Origin of the sequence: Rhizobium sp. NPDC090279 (assembly GCF_044769665.1) — a bacterium.
Classification (GTDB): domain Bacteria; phylum Pseudomonadota; class Alphaproteobacteria; order Rhizobiales; family Rhizobiaceae; genus Rhizobium.
Genome location: NZ_JBIVYI010000018.1, coordinates 33571 through 50433, shown reverse-complemented (window position 1 = coordinate 50433; position 16863 = coordinate 33571). Strand labels below are relative to the sequence as shown.

Sequence of the window (16863 nt, the reverse complement as noted above, 5' to 3'; positions counted from 1 at the left end):
AGGAAACACTAGAGCGAAAGACTTCGTCGCCAGCAGCGCCGCCGCCCTCGTTCAGTGATCGGGCTTATAGACCCTACCTCCGAACCAAGTCAACAGCCCTATTTTGAAAAAAATCGAAAAACATATAACTGATTGATTCTCATGAGAGTTTTGTGAACACCCCTGTGATCATCGTGAATGCGCTGCAAAAACACCAGCAGATATCCCTTAAGAGAACGCCAGGCCGGGTCGCGCGCTGCCGCAACAGGCCATAAAGCAGCATCCTTCTGCGCAAACCCCGGTCGCGCCCCCCTGGTATTCATGGGAAACGACACGTGGAATGCCGCAAAAAGCGGCCGGTTGATTTGACACCCCTGTCATAAATATGCACATCTTCGCCTCCAGCCTGCGGCTCGCATGAAGGAAGCGGATCACGATCGGCATGATGACGGACAAGATGATGCTCCGATCGCTCGGCAACGAGCCGCCAATCCTGGCCGATGGCCGGCGGGCGCCGGATCGGCGCGAGGTTTCGCTCCGTTGGCTTTCCGGCACCTTCCTGACCGGCCTTACATCAAGCATCCTGATGGGAGTGGCGCTGTTTGCCGCGCTCGACGGCCGCCAGCAGCTGGCCATCCCGGCCGAAGCCTATGCCACGATCGACAACCATAGTGCCACCGACGATCAGGTCACCCGCGGCGGCCGACTGATTTCCACCGCGATCGCCTCGAAGCCGTCCGACCGCAATATTCTCGAAGTTTCGACTGTTGTGCGCGATGGCGACAAGGAAGTGGTGCGGCGCCAGCCCTTCGCGCATGTGAAGATTGCGCTCGCCACCAACCGTATCGCCAATGAGAGCTATCCGCCCTTCGATCCGCTGGCAATCTTTTCCGCCGATGAGAACATACCGCCGCCGGCCAACAAGACCGGAGCCATCTACGGTTCGGACGTGGAATCCGAGGTCAGCCTGAAAACGGTTCCCTTTCCTGCCAGGGATATTCCCTTTCAGCTTGCCGGCTCAATGTCGCTTGAGGAGGTCGAGGAGAACGTCCGTTCCAACGGCTCTGTGCTGGCCGACGGCAACACCCAGCTTTCGGCGCTCTATTATGTCGACCCGCGTCGCTTCGCCAATGACGATTCCGACGTCGACCTGACGGCGGGCCTTGCCGCCCGCATCGTCGAGGAGAACATGTCGGTCTCGGCTCCGGAAGCCGTGACTGCCCAGACCGAAGAATTTGCCGACGATATCATTCCCGTCCGCGCGAACATGCCGATTGCCACGGCGCTGACCGGAGCCGGCTACCTCAAGGCCGATGCGGATGATGTCTCCGCGAAGATCCAGCCGCTCTTCGGCTCGACCGACGTCTCAGCCGGCGACGTACTGCGCATCGGCATCCTGCAGAAGGGCGAACAGGCCAAGATCATCCGCGCCAGCATCTATCGCGGCACGAAACATCTGCTGACCATCGCGCAGAATGACCACGGCGAGTTCGTCGCCGGCAGCGCGCCGCCGATGCTCGATGCCATCTCGACGGCTTTCGACAACGACGCGCCCGCCGTCGCGGCCGGGCGCGATCTGCCGAGCGTCTACGACGGCATCTATCGCGCCGCCCTTTCCTACGGCATGACCAAGGAGATGATCGCGCAGATCGTCAAGCTGCTCGCGAGTAACGTCGATTTCCAGGCACAGCTGAAGCCGGCGGATTCGCTGGAAGCCTTCTTCTCGGTCACCGACGACAAGGGACAGGCGACGGCCGATTCCGAACTGCTCTACGTCAATGCCAGGTTCGGCGATAACGTGACGCGCTTCTACCGCTTCGAAGATCCGACCGACCATTCGATCGACTACTTCGACGAGAACGGCAAGAGCATCCGGCAATTCCTGCTGCGCAATCCCGTTCCCACGGGCGTCTTCAAATCCGGCTTCGGCATGCGTCGCCACCCGATCCTCGGTTTTGCCCGCATGCATACCGGCGTCGATTGGGCAGCCCCCCGCGGCACGCCGATCATCGCCGCCGGCAATGGTATTGTCGAAAAGGCCAGCTGGGATTCCGGCGGCTTCGGCAACCAGACGCTGATCCGCCATGCCAATGGCTACGTCTCCTCCTACAATCACCAGAGCGCCATCGCCAAGGGCATCGTTCCGGGCGCAAAGGTGGTGCAGGGCCAAGTGATCGGCTTCATCGGCTCGACGGGCCTCGCGACCGGCCCTCACTTGCATTACGAGCTAATCGTCAACGGCACGAAGGTCGATCCGCTACGCATCCGCCTTCCCGGCGGCAAATCGCTGGAAGGCGATGCGCTCGCCAAATTCCAGGAAGAGCGCAAACGCATCGATACCCTGCTCAGCGACGACAAGACGAAGCAGATCGCCAGCAAGTAGCCGCCGCTGCGGCCTTACCCTGGCTTGCCCGTGACCGGCGATTTCACCGGAGAGACTTCAGCCGGTCGGCCAATTTCGTAATGATCTCGTCCATCGCCGCCCCGGCTGTATCGACCATGATGGGGTTGGTATCCCAGGCCTCATAGGTCAGGACGACGACTTGTTCCCATGTCGGGCTCACCAGGCCGTCGATATCCGCCTGCCTCGCTTCCACCCGGTGGCGATGCTCGGCCTTGTCCGAACAGATGATCTCGACCTCGACCGCCGATACGCCAGCGCGCACTGCGACGTGTCGCCAGGCCTCTCGCGTCACCTGGATCGGGTTTACGGTGTCGGCAACTACGGTTCTGCCGAGCTTGAGATTGTCCCCGGCGACCCCATAGGCAATCATGTAGCCTGCGGGGCCGACATCGGACTTCAGCATCCCGGAATTTCGCAGGGCCTGCTCGATCGTATCGACACGGACATGCACACCGTCCAGCTGCCGCGCCAGGGCGCGCGCGATCGTGGTCTTTCCGCTGCCGGGCAAACCGCCCAGGATAACCAGCATGTTCCCTCCTCAAAGCTTCGTTCAAGCATCACAAGTCCGCGCGTCATCGGTGAGACCATTCATGGCTTCGGCCAATAGCAAAATGGCGGCCCGAAGACCGCCATCTGTGTTTGTTCACCCAGAACCGCTTAGGCCGCTTCGTTCACGGCCTGGCGCGTACGGAACAGCAGCCGGTCCGAACCGCTGGTGACCTTGACGGCGGAGCCATCCGGAATCTGCCCGGAAAGGATCTGCTCGGCGAGCGGGTCCTGGACATATTTCTGGATCACCCGCTTCAAAGGCCTTGCGCCGTAGACCGGATCGTAACCCTTGTTGGCCAGCCAGTTGCGGGCGTCATCGTCAAGCTCGAGCGTGATCTTGCGCTCCGACAACAGCTTCAACAGCCGCTCCAGCTGGATATCGACGATGGCGCCCATCTCGTCGCGCTTCAGGCGATGGAACAGGATAATCTCGTCGACGCGGTTCAGGAATTCCGGCCGGAAATGCGACCGGACCACATCCATCACCTGCTCGCGCACCAGATCGCTGTCATCGCCATCCTTCAGCTGGGTCAGATATTCGGCACCCAGGTTGGAGGTCATGATGATCATGGTATTGCGGAAGTCGACCGTGCGTCCCTGCCCGTCCGTCAGACGTCCGTCATCCAGAACCTGGAGCAGGATGTTGAAGACATCGGGATGCGCCTTTTCGATCTCGTCGAACAGCACGACCTGATAGGGCCGGCGGCGGACGGCTTCGGTCAGCGCGCCGCCTTCCTCATAGCCGACATAGCCGGGAGGAGCGCCGATCAGCCGGGCCACGGAGTGCTTCTCCATGTACTCGGACATATCGATGCGCACCATCGCCGTATCGTCGTCGAAGAGGAAGCGGGCAAGCGCCTTCGTCAACTCCGTCTTGCCGACACCGGTCGGGCCGAGGAAAATGAACGAACCGATCGGGCGGTTCGGGTCCTGCAGGCCGGCCCGCGAGCGGCGAACGGCGCGGGAAACGGCCTGAACGGCGTCGCCCTGACCGACGACCCACTTTGCCAGCTCGTCTTCCATCCTGAGCAGCTTGTCGCGCTCGCCTTCCAGCATCTTGTCGACCGGAATCCCGGTCCAGCGGGAGACGATCTGCGCGATATTGTCGGCGGTCACGACCTCCTGCACCATGGAATCACGGGCGCTGTCCTGCTCCTCCGCGGCGTGGAGTTCCTTCTCCAGATTGGGGATGACGCCATAGGCAAGCTCGCCGGCGCGTTGGAATTCACCCTTGCGCTGCGCGATCGCCAACTCGTTGCGGGCATCGTCGAGCTGCTTCTTCAGGTCGGCGGCAAGACCCAGCTTCTGCTTTTCGGCCTGCCAGCGCGCGGTCAGCGCATCGGCCTCCTCTTCCAGCGAAGCAAGATCTGTCTCCAGCCTCTTCAGCCGGTCAGCCGAGGCCTGGTCGGTTTCCTTCTTCAGCGCCTCGCGCTCGATCTTCAGCTGGATAATGCGACGATCAAGTTCGTCGAGCTCCTCCGGCTTGGAATCCACCTGCATACGCAGGCGCGCTGCGGCCTCGTCCATCAGGTCGATGGCCTTATCAGGCAGGAAGCGATCGGTGATATAGCGGTTCGACAAGGTCGCAGCCGCCACCAGCGCGGCATCGGCGATGCGCACCTTGTGATGCTGCTCGTATTTTTCCTTCAGGCCACGCAGGATCGAAATCGTATCCTCAACCGTCGGCTCCTCGACCATCACGGGCTGGAAGCGGCGGGCAAGAGCCGGATCTTTCTCGACATGCTTGCGATATTCATCGAGCGTGGTCGCGCCGACGCAGTGCAGCTCGCCGCGAGCAAGGGCCGGCTTCAGGAGGTTGGACGCATCCATGGCGCCATCGGCCTTGCCGGCGCCGACCAGCGTATGCATCTCGTCGATGAACAGGATGATCTCGCCGTTTTCCGACTGCACCTCGTTGAGCACGGCCTTCAGCCGCTCCTCGAATTCGCCGCGGAATTTTGCACCGGCAATCAGAGCGCCCAGATCGAGCGCCATCAGCTTCTTGTCCTTCAGTGATTCCGGAACGTCTCCATTGACGATGCGCAACGCCAGGCCTTCGACGATCGCCGTCTTGCCGACGCCGGGCTCGCCGATGAGAACCGGATTGTTCTTGGTGCGGCGGGACAGGACCTGAATGGTGCGGCGGATTTCGTCGTCGCGACCGATGACCGGATCGAGCTTGCCTTCGCGCGCTTCGGCGGTGAGGTCACGGGCATATTTCTTCAGGGAATCGAAGCCCTGCTCCGCATTGGAAGAGTCGGCAGTACGGCCCTTGCGGATATCATTGATGACCTGATTGAGCCCAACGGGCGTAACGCCGGCCTTCTTCAGCGTCGCAGACGTCGAAGCGGACGACTCCATCGCCAATGCTTGCAGGAGACGCTCGACGGTCACGAAGCTGTCGCCGGCCTTCTTCGCGGCCTCTTCGGCCGTGGCGAATACCTTGGCGAGTGGCTGTGCGAGATAGACCTGGCCATCACCGCCGGAAACCTTCGGCAGCTTGGCAAGTGCGGCATCATTGGCAAGGCGCGCTGCCTTGGCATCGCCACCGGCGCGTTCGATCAACGAGGCAGCCATGCCCTGATCGTCGTCCAGAAGCACCTTCAGCACATGTTCGGGCGTGAACTGCTGATTGCCCTGCGCAAGCGCATAGGTTTGGGCGGATTGCAGGAAACCACGCACCCGCTCGGAGTATTTTTCAATATTCATTTGAGACCTCCATGAATCGCTCTGCCCAAACAGGCACAGACCGATGATTGAGATTGAGCCCCCTGAAAAGGCAGGCCCGCCTTTCCGCTGTTGAGATTTGCGGCAAGGCAACTGGAGAGAATATGGGAGGGTATTTGAAGAGTTTAAAGGGTGCAAAACGCGAAAAAAGCGCGAGATTTTGCCCAACAAGGCACATCAGTCCAATGGCCGGAAACTTGGAGCCGCATGGACATCAGCCCCGGATGACGGCCCGAATTCCCTTGCCCGCGTTGCGTTCGCCGGCGAAGCGAGCCACCACATGCAAATGGACGTGAAACACGTGCTGTCCTGCGACAGCCCCGACATTCCAGCCAAGAGTAAATCCGTCGGGGTCGTAGGATGCGAGGTGAGCCTTTGCCATGACGAGCATCTCGCCGAGCTCGACCCATTCCTCGGGCCATATATCGAAAGGGTCCTCCGCGTGCCGCCGCAGGATGATCATCACGGCATGGGGCATCTCCGGATCGATGCTTGCCAGCATATAGAACGTGTCATTCCCACCCAACGGTGCATCTGCAAGCAAGCCGTTCCCCTGACAGAAACGGCAGCCGGCCCTACCGGTCGAAAGCATCGAATATTTCCCTCTCGGCAGCCTGACGACCCTCAAAGCTAGGTCAGGAAAACGAACATGCAGTCGTTCACGTTTTTACAGTACGCTGATCGCAAAACGGCAACGGCAGTGCATCTCGCACTGCCGTTGCCGTTTCGATCTTCTGCGTCTGCGCCCGAAGGCGCATAAGCCTTACTCCGAAGCAGCTTCCGCCATTGCCGGCGCTTCGCCCGATCCGGCTTCGCCCTGCTCTTCGCCCTCGGCTGCAGCGTTGCGGCGCGGCTGGCGGCGCGGGCGATTACCGCCTGCACTGCGACGGCGCGGCTGGCGCTCGGTGGCGGCGACCGCCGGGTTTTCCTCTTCGATCGCCACTTCGGCCGGAATGCCTTCGATGACCGGCTGCGGGCCTGTACCGTTGATGGCTTCAGGCTCGGGAGCAGGTGCAGCTGCAACGGCCGGAGCGGCATGCTGCTGGCGAGCCGGCTGAGCCATCTGCGGCTGATCGTCCATCTCCTGCGCATCCATATCGTCGATATCGCGCTCGGCCGTATCGCGGTCGTTGTAGTTCTGATGATCGTCGCGCTGGTAGCGCTCCTGCATCTGCGCCTGGGCGCTGGCAATGATCCGATTGTAGTGCTCGGCATGCTGCAGGTAGTTTTCAGCCATGACGCGGTCGCCGGAGCTTTGAGCATCACGAGCCAAGGCCGAGTACTTCTCGGCGATATGCTGTGCGGTTCCGCGAATCTTCACATCCGGACCGGAGCTGTCGTAAGTCCTGGTCAGCGGGTTCGAGCCCTTACGGTTGAAATTGTTGTTGTTATTTCCACCGCCGCCGCCGCCGTTGTTGTTATTACCACGCCCCCGACCGCGCTTGTTCTGCTGTCCTGGCCTCATAGATCCTTCACCTGAATTCTTTGTTGGGATAAAATTATACGCGACACCTGCCGCCGCGGTTCGGACAGTTCCAAACCAAGGCTTGCGTGCCGCAAGCAAACTGCGCTTTGGCGCCGGTCTGCCGCTCGACTACGTCAGATTAAACTGATCACGCATTGGGTTATCTTCAACCTTTGACACTCTTACCAAAGAGCGGTTCCCCGAGGCTGTCCAAGATAAGCGAATCGTCTCGCCCATTCCCAGCCGCCCAACGCGTGAGCGCAACCTATATTGCTTCCTCAGGAAATCCAAGCTTTTTCTTTGCGATAACAACAGGGTCCCACAAATCCGCTGCAAAATGTCGCCTTAGTGTTGAAATTCAAACACAAGAACCCGATCGTTCTGGCCGTAGTCACGAACCGCCTCGACGAGGGAAAATCCTGCTCCTTCAAAAACCGAAGTCACCGTTTCACGCTGATCGTAACCGATCTCTACTCCGATCATACCGTCCGGGTGTAGAAATCGTGCAGCATCCCTTGCGATCGCCCTATATGCATCCAGCCCATCAAGGCCCCCGTCAAGGGCCGCGGGAGGATCGAAATCCTTTACTTCTGGAGCGAGAGTGGAAATGACACTAGACGCAATATAGGGCGGATTTGAGACAATCACGTGAAAACATTCGTGGATGGCATCAAACCAGCTTCCGTGCGCAGTATCAAATCGCGCCGCCAAACCGTTCCGCTCCGCGTTGCCGCGTGCGGTTTCCAGCGCCTCGCTGGAAATGTCGGAACCAACGCCCGTCGCTTGCGGGCTCTCGTGGAGCAGCGCCAAACAGATGGCGCCCGTTCCCGTTCCTAGATCCAGTATGTGGATATTGCCAAGCTTCGATTCAAGGCGCCGCATGTGCTGCAGCATCGTATCGACAAGAATTTCGGTATCGGGCCGCGGTTCGAGCGTTGCCGCCGAGAGCTTGAGGGAAAGGCCATAGAATTCCCGCTCGCCAAGAATCCGGTGAACCGGCTCGTGATTGAGCCGACGGCCAATCGCCGCCCGCACCGTTGCCGCATCGTCCGCGGATACGATCTCGGAACCCTGCGTCACGAGCCCGGTGGAGGAAAGATCAAGAAGGCCGCCGACAAGAATGCGCGCCTCCGTGGCGGGATCGTCGAGGTCGGCCTCGACAAAGCGGGCGCGCACCTCCTGCAGGAGCCCGGATATGGTTGGCCCCTGCCCGCCGTTCATGTCTGTTCGCCGAGCTGGGCGAGCTGGCTCGCCTGGTAATCCGCCAAAAGCGCATCGACCACTTCGTCGATCTCGCCGATCATCATCCGGTCGAGCTTGTAGAGCGTCAGGTTGATGCGGTGATCGGTGACGCGCCCCTGCGGGAAATTATAGGTGCGGATGCGCTCCGACCGGTCGCCAGACCCGACCTGGCTCTTGCGGTCGGCGGAACGTTCGCTGTCGGCGCGCTGCCGTTCCATGTCGAACAGGCGCGACCGCAAGACCTGCATCGCCTTGGCGCGGTTCTGGTGCTGCGACTTTTCCGAACTCGTCACCACAATACCCGAAGGAAGATGCGTGATGCGCACCGCCGAGTCCGTCGTGTTGACGTGCTGGCCGCCGGCGCCGGACGAACGCATGGTGTCGATGCGGATATCCTCGGCGCGGATCTCGATATCGATCTCCTCGGCTTCCGGCAGCACGGCAACGGTTGCCGCCGATGTGTGGATGCGCCCGCTCCCCTCGGTTTCCGGCACGCGCTGCACGCGATGGACGCCGGATTCGAACTTCAGCCGGGAGAAGACGCCCTTGCCGCTGATGGTGGCGATGATTTCCTTGAAGCCGCCCGCTTCGCCGTCGCTGGCGGAAAGCACTTCCACCTTCCAGCCGTTGCTGGCAGCAAAACGCTCATACATGCGGAAAAGATCGCCTGCGAAAAGTGCCGCTTCGGAACCGCCGGTGCCCGCACGGATTTCGAGGATGGCGCTCTTCTCGTCGGCCGCATCCTTCGGCAAAAGCTCGATCTGGATGTCCTTCTCCAGCGTCTCGATGCGCTCCTTGACCTCGGGCAGCTCCATCTCGGCCAGATCGCGCATGTCGCGGTCGACGGATTTGTCGGAGAGCATGGTCTCGAGATCGGCGGCCTCGGCGATGGCGCGTTCATAATCGCGGATCTTGACGACGACCGGCTGCAGTTCGGAATATTCGGAAGCAAGCTTCACATAGACATCCGCGGCCGGGCCGGCGGACATGCGCGCCTCGATCTCGCCGAAACGGCGTTCCAACTCGCGCATTTTTTCAACCGGGAGCTTCGCCACCCTCTACTCCAATTCTTCTTATTATCTCTGCTTTGATGTGTTGCGCATGATCCTGCCCGGAAACCGCTTCGTGCTTTTCGCGATCACGCGCTAAAGCGGAATATTATGGCTCTCGGCAAAGCCCGCAAGAATCTCCCGCATCGAAGTCGTCGGTCGTCGGTCGTCCAACGCCTCCTCCATGAGCGTAGACAAGGCCTCGAGGTCAAGGCCGAGCAGCATCGCCTTGACCGGACCGATCGAGGCCGGCGACATGGAGACCGAACGGAAGCCGATGCCAAGCAGGGCCATTGCCGAAATCGTCTTGCCGGCCAGCTCTCCGCAAAGGGTCACCGGCGTCTTGTTGCGCTCGCCGGCGCGCACGATATCGCGCAGGATGCGCAGGAACGGCCGCTCAAGCGGGTCGAAGCGATCCGAGACCCGGGCATTGCCGCGATCGACCGCCATCGAGAACTGGAACAGGTCGTTGGAGCCGACCGAGACGAAATCGACTGCCGCCATCAGCTCGTCCAGCTGCCACAGGAGTGCCGGCACCTCCAGCATCGCGCCGAACTGCAGCTTGCGCGGCAGGCCGTGCCCGAAGCGCGAGAGATGCTGCACTTCCTTCTGCAGCAGCTCGCGCACCGCCCTGATCTCGGAGACTTCCGTGACCATCGGCACCATCATCTTCAATTCGTTGTCGGCCGCGGCCTTCAGCATGGCCCTCAGCTGCGTGCGCAGCAGGCCCGGCCGATCGAGCGAGAGGCGGATGGCGCGCCAGCCGAGCGCCGGATTTTCTTCCTCATGCGCGCGGAAATAGGGAACGACCTTGTCGCCGCCGATATCGAGTGTCCTGAAGGTGACGACACGGCCGCCCGCCTGCTTCATCACATTGCGATAGAAGGCTTCCTGCTCTTCCGCCTTCGGCATGGTCGAGGCGATCATGAACTGCAGCTCGGTGCGGAACAGGCCAATGCCCTCGGCGCCGGATTCGGCAAGCTGCGGCAAATCCACAAGCAGGCCGGCATTCATCAACAGCGAGATACGCTGCCCATCCTTGGTAACCGACTCAACGGCCCGCAATGCCCGAAACTGTTCCTGCCGGCGGGCACGGAACCGCACCTTTTCTTCGTAGGATCTCTGATGATCTGCCATCGGCCGCAGATGAACATGACCGCCATCACCATCGATGATGACCGAATCGCCATTCTCTGCAAGCGCGACGATACCCGCCGCCTGCCCGACGACAGGAATACCCATGGCGCGAGCGACGATGACGACGTGGCTCGTGACGGCACCTTCTTCCAGCACCAGGCCACGGATATTGGTGCGGGGATAATCGAGCAGTTCGGCAGCGCCCATGGCACGCGCGAAGATGACCGCATCGTTCGGGAAGCCTTCGGCGCTCGTGCGGCCCGAATGGCCGATGAGCTGCCGGAGCAACCGGTTCGCCAGATCCTCGAAATCGTGCATGCGCTCGCGCAGATAGGGATCGGTCAGGCGCATCATGCGCGCCTTCGTGTCGCTCTGCACCTTTTCGACCGCAGCTTCGGCCGTCAGGCCGTTGCGGACGGCTTCCTCGAGCTTGCGCACCCAGCCCTGATCGTGCGCGAACATGCGGTAGGTTTCCAGCACCTCGCGATGCTCGCCTTCCATCGAAACGTCGCGGCGCGACAGCATGTCGTCGATCGAAATGCGCAGCGAGCCGAGCGCTTCGGCAAGCCGGCCGATTTCCTTGTCGGCATCCTCGTTCAAGAGATTGGTGACGACGATGCGCGGCTCGTGCAGCACGACATAGCCGAGGCCGATGCCTTCATTGTAGCTATCGCCGTCGATGGTAACCGAGCGCGTGAGATCGAGCTCCAGGCCGGGCTTGGTGATCTTCTTCAGCTCGCCGGTGGCGATCATCTCGGCCAGCACCATGGCCGTCGTTTCAAGCGCCTCCAGCTCTTCCTCGCGATAATTGCGGCTCGCCTTGTTCTGAACGACCAGAACGCCGAGCGACCGGCCAGTGCGCAGGATCGGCACGCCGAGGAAGGAATGATAAATCTCTTCACCGGTTTCCGGCAGGTAGCGGAAGGCAGGATGCGACTGCGCATCCGAAAGGTTGAGAGGCTGGGCGGAAGCCGCGATCGTGCCGACCAGGCCCTGCCCCATCTTCAATTGCGAAAGGTGGACGGCCTCTTTCTTCAGACCCTCGGTGGCATAAAGCTCGAGGACGCCGTCGGCGCGCAGCACATAGACCGAGCACACCTCGGCGACCATGTTGCCGGCAATCTGGCGGACGATCCGGTCAAGGCGCTCCTGCGGCTCCAGCGGCTCCGCCATCAACTCGCGTAGCCGCTTGAGCAGAACGCGTGGACCGCCGGATAGGTCTCTCATTGCGCCACTAGCTCCCGAATCAAGATGTCATGCCTGTCTTGCCCACGTCAGGGCCGGCCGAAACTCGCCTCCGTCACGGTCCGTCGTCAGCAGTCCTGAATCAACTCTTATCGAGACCGTAGCAGGAATGCAAAGTCCTGACTGCGAGTTCTGCATAAGGACCGTCGATCAGGATGGAAATCTTGATTTCTGACGTCGTAATGGCCTTGATGTTGATGCCTTTTTCGGCAAGTGCCCGGAAAGCGGTCGCGGCCACGCCCGCATGCGAGCGCATGCCGATGCCGATGACCGAAACCTTGACCAGACCTGATTCGCTCTGGACGACGTCGTAACCGATCTTTTCCTTGTTTTCGCCGAGGACGCGCAGTGCCTTCTCGACGTCGCCCGAGGGAACCGTGAAGGTCATGTCGGTCTTGGAACCGTCCTCGGAAATATTCTGGACGATCATGTCGACATTGATGTGGTTTTCGGCGAGCGGCCCGAAGATCGCGGCGGAAACGCCCGGCCGGTCGGCAAGACGGCGCAGCGAGATCTGGGCCTCATCCTTGGCATAGGCAATGCCGGTGACTACTTCCTGTTCCACGATTTCATCCTCGTCACAAATCAGCGTTCCGGGCGGGTTGAGCAGATCGCCCATGCCCGGAGCATCGGGATCTTCGAAAGAGGAGCGCACGAAGGTGCGAACCTTAAAGACCATGGCCAGTTCGACCGAGCGCACCTGCAGCACCTTGGCGCCGAGAGAGGCCATTTCGAGCATTTCCTCGAAGGCGATCTTCTTCAGGCGGCGTGCCTTGGGCTCGATGCGCGGATCGGTCGTATAGACGCCATCGACGTCGGTGTAGATGTCGCAGCGGTCGGCCTTGACGGCAGCGGCGATCGCTACCGCCGACGTGTCGGAGCCGCCGCGGCCGAGCGTCGAGAGGCGATTGTCCGGGCCGAGCCCCTGGAAGCCGGCGATGACGGCGACCTGACCTTCGCCCATGCGGCGAATGATGTCCTCGCCCTCGATCTCCAGGATGCGTGCGGCGCCATGCGCGTTATCGGTACGGATCGGGATCTGCCAGCCCTGCCAGGAGCGGGCGTTGATACCCATGGCCTGCAGCGCGATCGCCAAAAGACCGGATGTCACCTGTTCGCCCGAAGCGACGACCGCATCATATTCGCGTGCGTCGTAGATCGAATGATCGGCACCGGTGACCTTGGGCATGTTCTGGACCCAGCCGACCAGCTCGTTGGTCTTGCCGGACATGGCGGAAACGACGACTGCCACTTCGTGGCCGGCATCGACCTCGCGTTTCACATGGCGTGCGACGTTCTTGATACGGTCCAGATCCGCGACGGAGGTTCCGCCGAATTTCATCACGATGCGTGCCATGTGCCTCTACCAGTACCCTGCGCCGGGCGGCCGAAATGCGGAAAGCCCGACATGCAAAATCGCCCTTCCGGTTCGGTAGCCGGGAAAGCGTGATCTCAATGGGGCCGTCTCTTAGCGAGTTTGTCGGGCAGGTGCAATAGCACCGAGCGCCGGAGGCGTCAAAAACTAAACCTTAAAAGTCAACTTTTAAGGTCGACCAGAGCTTGTCGAGAATCACACCTTCCTTGGGTATGTTTTCCTTGTTGAGGAAGGTCGCGATGAGCACGCCGCCATCCGGCCGGCCGGTCGCAACGATCTCATACTCCATGACATCGTCGTCGGTGGTCGTCTCGGCCTTCACGCCCTTGAGCACGCTACCGCTCGGCAATGTGCGCTCAGTTGCCCGCTTGCTGATCTTCGCGCCGCCGGAAATGCTCTCCTGCACCATCTGCTGCAGTACGACATCGGTATAGCTGGAGGGATTGAGACCCTTATAGACCTGGATGATGATGCCTGTGCCGATCGGCGTCATCAGCGCATATTGCTGCACGCCGTCGCCGAGATCCGTCTTTGCGACCGTGAACTTGCCGTCATGATCGAAGGAGAACTTGCCGCCGGTGAAGGTCACCGTTTCGCTGCGCTGCAGCTCCACCGGGACCTTGCGGCCATCCTTCAAGGTGATTTCAAGCGCATCGCCGGGATTGATACCGACGATGACCCCGTCGATCATCAGGCGAAACCCCTTGCCGTCCCCGGCATTTGCATTGCTGGCCGCAAGCCAGCCAATGGCGATAGCCGTCGCGAGACGGAGTGGTCTCATGAGGAACTCCTCTGCACGCCGGTCGATCGCAATCGCTCCCGGTTTTGAAAGTCCATTTCACAGCCCGGCGATAGATCGGCCATAAGATACCGCCATGTCAACCTCCGCACCGCAATTTGCGCGTCGTAATCGGGATACCCAACAATTGATCGACGACCGCAGCCCTTGACATCGTTCAACGATCGTCCGACTTCACAGGGAGAAATATTGTTGCTTGCGCCCGACCGAACCACGGCACGGCGCAAATCACGGAGTGAGCCATGAGCGAAACGGCAAAGAGCACGATCGACCAGAGCGAAGTGGACCGTTTCTCCGCCATGGCGGCCGAATGGTGGAGCCCGACCGGCAAGTTCAAGCCGTTGCACAAGTTCAACCCGGTGCGCCTTGCCTATATCCGCGATCATGCCAGCGAGAACTTCGGTCGCGACCCCAGGAGCAGCCGGCCGCTGGAAGGCCTGCGCGTACTCGATATCGGCTGTGGCGGCGGCCTGCTTTCGGAGCCGATGGCACGTATGGGCGCCTCTGTCATCGGTGCCGATCCATCCGAAAAGAATATCGGCATCGCCTCGACGCACGCCAGGGCTTCCGGCGTTCCCGTCGACTATCGCGCCGTCACCGCCGAGCAACTGGCCGAGGCCGGCGAGACCTTTGATATCGTGCTGAACATGGAAGTGGTCGAGCATGTCGCCGATGTCGAGTTTTTCCTCTCCACATGCGCGAAGATGGTGCGTCCCGGCGGCCTGATGTTCGTTGCGACCATCAACCGCACCATGAAGGCGGCGGCCCTTGCCATTTTCGCGGCGGAAAACGTCCTGCGCTGGCTGCCGCGCGGCACTCATCAATATGAAAAGCTCGTGCGTCCGGACGAGATCGAAAAGCCGCTTGCCGCAAGCGGCCTCGACATCGTCGCCCGCACCGGCGTCTTCTATTCGCCGCTGCAGGACCGCTGGAATCTTTCGAAGGATATGGACGTCAACTACATGCTGCTGGCCAAGCGGGCGAGTTTGAGCTGATCGCCATCAGGCAAACCACCCTCAAACCTTCAATGTCATGACATGCGCCAGCAACTCGCCTTGCTTTGCGGCATTCAGCGCTGCGATGTCCTTGATGCGAAGGCGGTCAATCTCCTTGGGCCGATCATCAGGCCCATAAGGCTGCTTGAAAGAGAAGGCGACCGGGCTGGCGCCACAATCGTGAAGGTGTTCCAGCCGCTCGACGCCATCTCGCCATTCCGGAACAGCCCCGGCATCCACCCACCAGAGGACCAAGGGCGGCCAGCTCTGCCTGACATTCCAATGCCGCCCATGTTTCAGCGCGTCGGCATGCACGCCGCTATAGCTGAATGCCATCAGCGATTCGATATCGGCCCAAAGCGACAGCGACGACGGCGCCGTCCGAAAGCCGCTGCCTTCGATGAAGCGCGGAAAGACCTGTTCGCCCCAACAGACAGTGCCCGGCTCGCCTGCATAGCCAGAGCGGCCGATGAAACCATGCGCACGTGAAGCCGCCGCGAAATTCGCCGCTTCGCGCAGCCGGAACCCTTCGACCTCAGGGCTTTCATAGGCCGCGACATGCAGCCCGAAATTATACATGGCGAGATGCTTGCCAGCTCTGGCCGACATCAGTTGATATCGTCTGGTAGCACCGGGATAGCGGCGATCTCGATGCCTTCATCGACGAGCGCCTGCGCCTCGTCAGGCGTCGCCTTGCCGATGATCCCGCGTGCATCCGCCTCGCCGTAATGGATCTTGCGCGCTTCCTCGGGAAATTTCACGCCGACATCCTCGGCATTGGCCTTGATGGCCTCGACCGCTTCCTTGAGCTTGACCATCACTTCCTTGCGGGCCGTGTCCATGGCAAGCGTCTGCATCTCATCCTTCTTGCGCGCCGTCGAAACGGAAGGCGCCATCAGCAGCTTGGAGATCGCAGCCGAATTGCAGACGGGACAGGTGAGGAAACCGCTTTCGACCTGGCGATCGAAATCGGCACTTTCCGAAAACCAGCCCTCGAATTCATGGGCATTGTCACAGCTCAGCGAATAACGGATCAAGCAGCGACGCCTCCAGCCGCCGGCGACGCGATCTTCTCCAGCGAAAATTCACGCGCATTCTTCAGGTTTGGAATTTTGTCATGGGCTGACTTCACCGCCGCGATATCGATCTCGGCGATGACAACAGCCTCGCCCATGCCGCCGGCCGATGCCAGCACCTTGCCCCAGGGATCGATGATCATCGAATGACCGAAGGTCTCGCGGCCGTCCTCATGCTTGCCGGCCTGGGCGGCGGCAATGACGAACATGCCGTTTTCGATGGCGCGGGCGCGTAGCAGGATTTCCCAATGCGCCTCGCCGGTCTGCTTTGTGAAGGCGGCAGGCACCGTCATTACTTCGGCGCCGGCAACGGCCTGAGCGCGGAAGAGCTGCGGAAAGCGCACATCGTAGCAGATGGAAAAACCGAGCTCGGCAAAGGGCAGCGACGCAATGCGCGCCTCCGATCCGGGCCGGTAGGCGGCGCTCTCGCGCCAGCTCTCGCCATTGTCGAGATCGACGTCGAACATATGGATCTTGTCATAGCGATTGATGAGCTTGCCATCGGGACCGAAGAGGAAGCCGCGATTGGCGATCTTGCCGTCATCGAGCGCAATGGCCGTCGAGCCGATATGCAGGTAGATACCAAGTTCCTTTGCCAGCTCGGAGGCCGTCTTGACGATGATGTCGCCCGACTCGTCGCGCAGCACGGCGCGCAGGCTGGGACGATCCTTCTGCACCGCGCCCGTCATTTCAGGCGTCTGCACATAGATGGCACCCTGCGCGGCGGCATCGCGCACCAGGCGTGCCATGTCGGCCGCGTTCTTCACCGGATCGACGCCGGAACACATCTGGATGGCGGCAGCCTTGAAGCTCATCGGTTT

The 16863-nt window shown here is 61.0% G+C and carries 14 protein-coding genes; 2 read left to right on the top strand and 12 right to left on the bottom strand.

The features are described from left to right. Positions 1–421: 421 nt before the first annotated feature. The gene (locus tag ACIQWP_RS30175) at positions 422–2362 is read left to right on the top strand and encodes a M23 family metallopeptidase (RefSeq protein WP_402795749.1); all 1941 of its coding nucleotides are present in this window, start codon (positions 422–424) and stop codon (positions 2360–2362) included. Between the two features lie 43 nt (positions 2363–2405). Here the strand turns inward: ACIQWP_RS30175 and ACIQWP_RS30170 are convergent, their stop codons facing one another. From ACIQWP_RS30170 to ACIQWP_RS30130, 9 genes are all read right to left on the bottom strand, one after another. Next, complete coding sequence (locus ACIQWP_RS30170) at positions 2406–2912, bottom strand: AAA family ATPase (RefSeq protein ID WP_402795746.1); 507 nt, start codon at positions 2910–2912, stop codon at positions 2406–2408. 128 nt (positions 2913–3040) lie between these two features. Then, on the bottom strand, positions 3041–5641 hold the full coding sequence (gene clpB / locus ACIQWP_RS30165; RefSeq protein WP_402795744.1) for an ATP-dependent chaperone ClpB: 2601 nt from the start codon (positions 5639–5641) through the stop codon (positions 3041–3043). Between the two features lie 232 nt (positions 5642–5873). Continuing rightward, positions 5874–6203, bottom strand: coding sequence for an HIT family protein (locus ACIQWP_RS30160; RefSeq protein WP_402795741.1), 330 nt, complete (start codon positions 6201–6203; stop codon positions 5874–5876). Between the two features lie 219 nt (positions 6204–6422). Further along, entirely contained in the window at positions 6423–7124 is a 702-nt protein-coding gene (locus ACIQWP_RS30155) for a DUF4167 domain-containing protein (RefSeq protein WP_402795738.1), read from the bottom strand. Between the two features lie 345 nt (positions 7125–7469). Then, a complete protein-coding gene (prmC, locus tag ACIQWP_RS30150) occupies positions 7470–8345 on the bottom strand; it encodes a peptide chain release factor N(5)-glutamine methyltransferase (RefSeq protein WP_402795736.1) in 876 nt (291 codons plus the stop codon). After that, positions 8342–9421, bottom strand: coding sequence for a peptide chain release factor 1 (gene prfA / locus ACIQWP_RS30145; RefSeq protein WP_402795733.1), 1080 nt, complete (start codon positions 9419–9421; stop codon positions 8342–8344). Before prfA ends, prmC begins: the two co-directional genes overlap by 4 nt. A gap of 90 nt (positions 9422–9511) precedes the next feature. Continuing rightward, entirely contained in the window at positions 9512–11779 is a 2268-nt protein-coding gene (ptsP, locus tag ACIQWP_RS30140) for a phosphoenolpyruvate--protein phosphotransferase (protein WP_402795731.1), read from the bottom strand. Positions 11780–11879: 100 nt separating this feature from the next. Then, positions 11880–13154, bottom strand: coding sequence for an aspartate kinase (locus ACIQWP_RS30135; protein ID WP_402795729.1), 1275 nt, complete (start codon positions 13152–13154; stop codon positions 11880–11882). Between the two features lie 172 nt (positions 13155–13326). After that, entirely contained in the window at positions 13327–13953 is a 627-nt protein-coding gene (locus tag ACIQWP_RS30130) for a hypothetical protein (protein ID WP_402795726.1), read from the bottom strand. A 260-nt stretch (positions 13954–14213) separates the two neighbouring features. On the opposite strand from ACIQWP_RS30130, the gene ubiG reads away from it, so the two are divergent. Beyond that, complete coding sequence (gene ubiG, locus ACIQWP_RS30125) at positions 14214–14966, top strand: bifunctional 2-polyprenyl-6-hydroxyphenol methylase/3-demethylubiquinol 3-O-methyltransferase UbiG (RefSeq protein ID WP_402795723.1); 753 nt, start codon at positions 14214–14216, stop codon at positions 14964–14966. Positions 14967–14987: 21 nt separating this feature from the next. On the opposite strand, the gene ACIQWP_RS30120 is transcribed toward ubiG, so the two are convergent. The 3 genes from ACIQWP_RS30120 to ACIQWP_RS30110 are packed head-to-tail and all read right to left on the bottom strand — an operon-like array spanning position 14988 to position 16857. Next, positions 14988–15575: a DUF3291 domain-containing protein gene (locus ACIQWP_RS30120; RefSeq protein WP_402795720.1), complete on the bottom strand. Its 588-nt coding sequence runs from the start codon at positions 15573–15575 to the stop codon at positions 14988–14990. Then, positions 15575–16003, bottom strand: coding sequence for a DUF1178 family protein (locus ACIQWP_RS30115; RefSeq protein WP_402795718.1), 429 nt, complete (start codon positions 16001–16003; stop codon positions 15575–15577). Before ACIQWP_RS30115 ends, ACIQWP_RS30120 begins: the two co-directional genes overlap by 1 nt. Beyond that, complete coding sequence (locus ACIQWP_RS30110) at positions 16000–16857, bottom strand: carbon-nitrogen hydrolase family protein (protein WP_402795715.1); 858 nt, start codon at positions 16855–16857, stop codon at positions 16000–16002. Before ACIQWP_RS30110 ends, ACIQWP_RS30115 begins: the two co-directional genes overlap by 4 nt. Positions 16858–16863: the final 6 nt, after the last annotated feature.

Coding starts and splice junctions, on each gene's coding strand:
- ACIQWP_RS30175 (WP_402795749.1), top strand. CDS start 422: ATGATGACGGACAAGATGATGCTCCGATCGCTCGGCAACGAGCCGCCA.
- ACIQWP_RS30170 (WP_402795746.1), bottom strand. CDS start 2,912: ATGCTGGTTATCCTGGGCGGTTTGCCCGGCAGCGGAAAGACCACGATC.
- clpB (WP_402795744.1), bottom strand. CDS start 5,641: ATGAATATTGAAAAATACTCCGAGCGGGTGCGTGGTTTCCTGCAATCC.
- ACIQWP_RS30155 (WP_402795738.1), bottom strand. CDS start 7,124: ATGAGGCCAGGACAGCAGAACAAGCGCGGTCGGGGGCGTGGTAATAAC.
- prmC (WP_402795736.1), bottom strand. CDS start 8,345: ATGAACGGCGGGCAGGGGCCAACCATATCCGGGCTCCTGCAGGAGGTG.
- ptsP (WP_402795731.1), bottom strand. CDS start 11,779: ATGAGAGACCTATCCGGCGGTCCACGCGTTCTGCTCAAGCGGCTACGC.
- ACIQWP_RS30135 (WP_402795729.1), bottom strand. CDS start 13,154: ATGGCACGCATCGTGATGAAATTCGGCGGAACCTCCGTCGCGGATCTG.
- ACIQWP_RS30130 (WP_402795726.1), bottom strand. CDS start 13,953: ATGAGACCACTCCGTCTCGCGACGGCTATCGCCATTGGCTGGCTTGCG.
- ubiG (WP_402795723.1), top strand. CDS start 14,214: ATGAGCGAAACGGCAAAGAGCACGATCGACCAGAGCGAAGTGGACCGT.
- ACIQWP_RS30120 (WP_402795720.1), bottom strand. CDS start 15,575: ATGTCGGCCAGAGCTGGCAAGCATCTCGCCATGTATAATTTCGGGCTG.
- ACIQWP_RS30110 (WP_402795715.1), bottom strand. CDS start 16,857: ATGAGCTTCAAGGCTGCCGCCATCCAGATGTGTTCCGGCGTCGATCCG.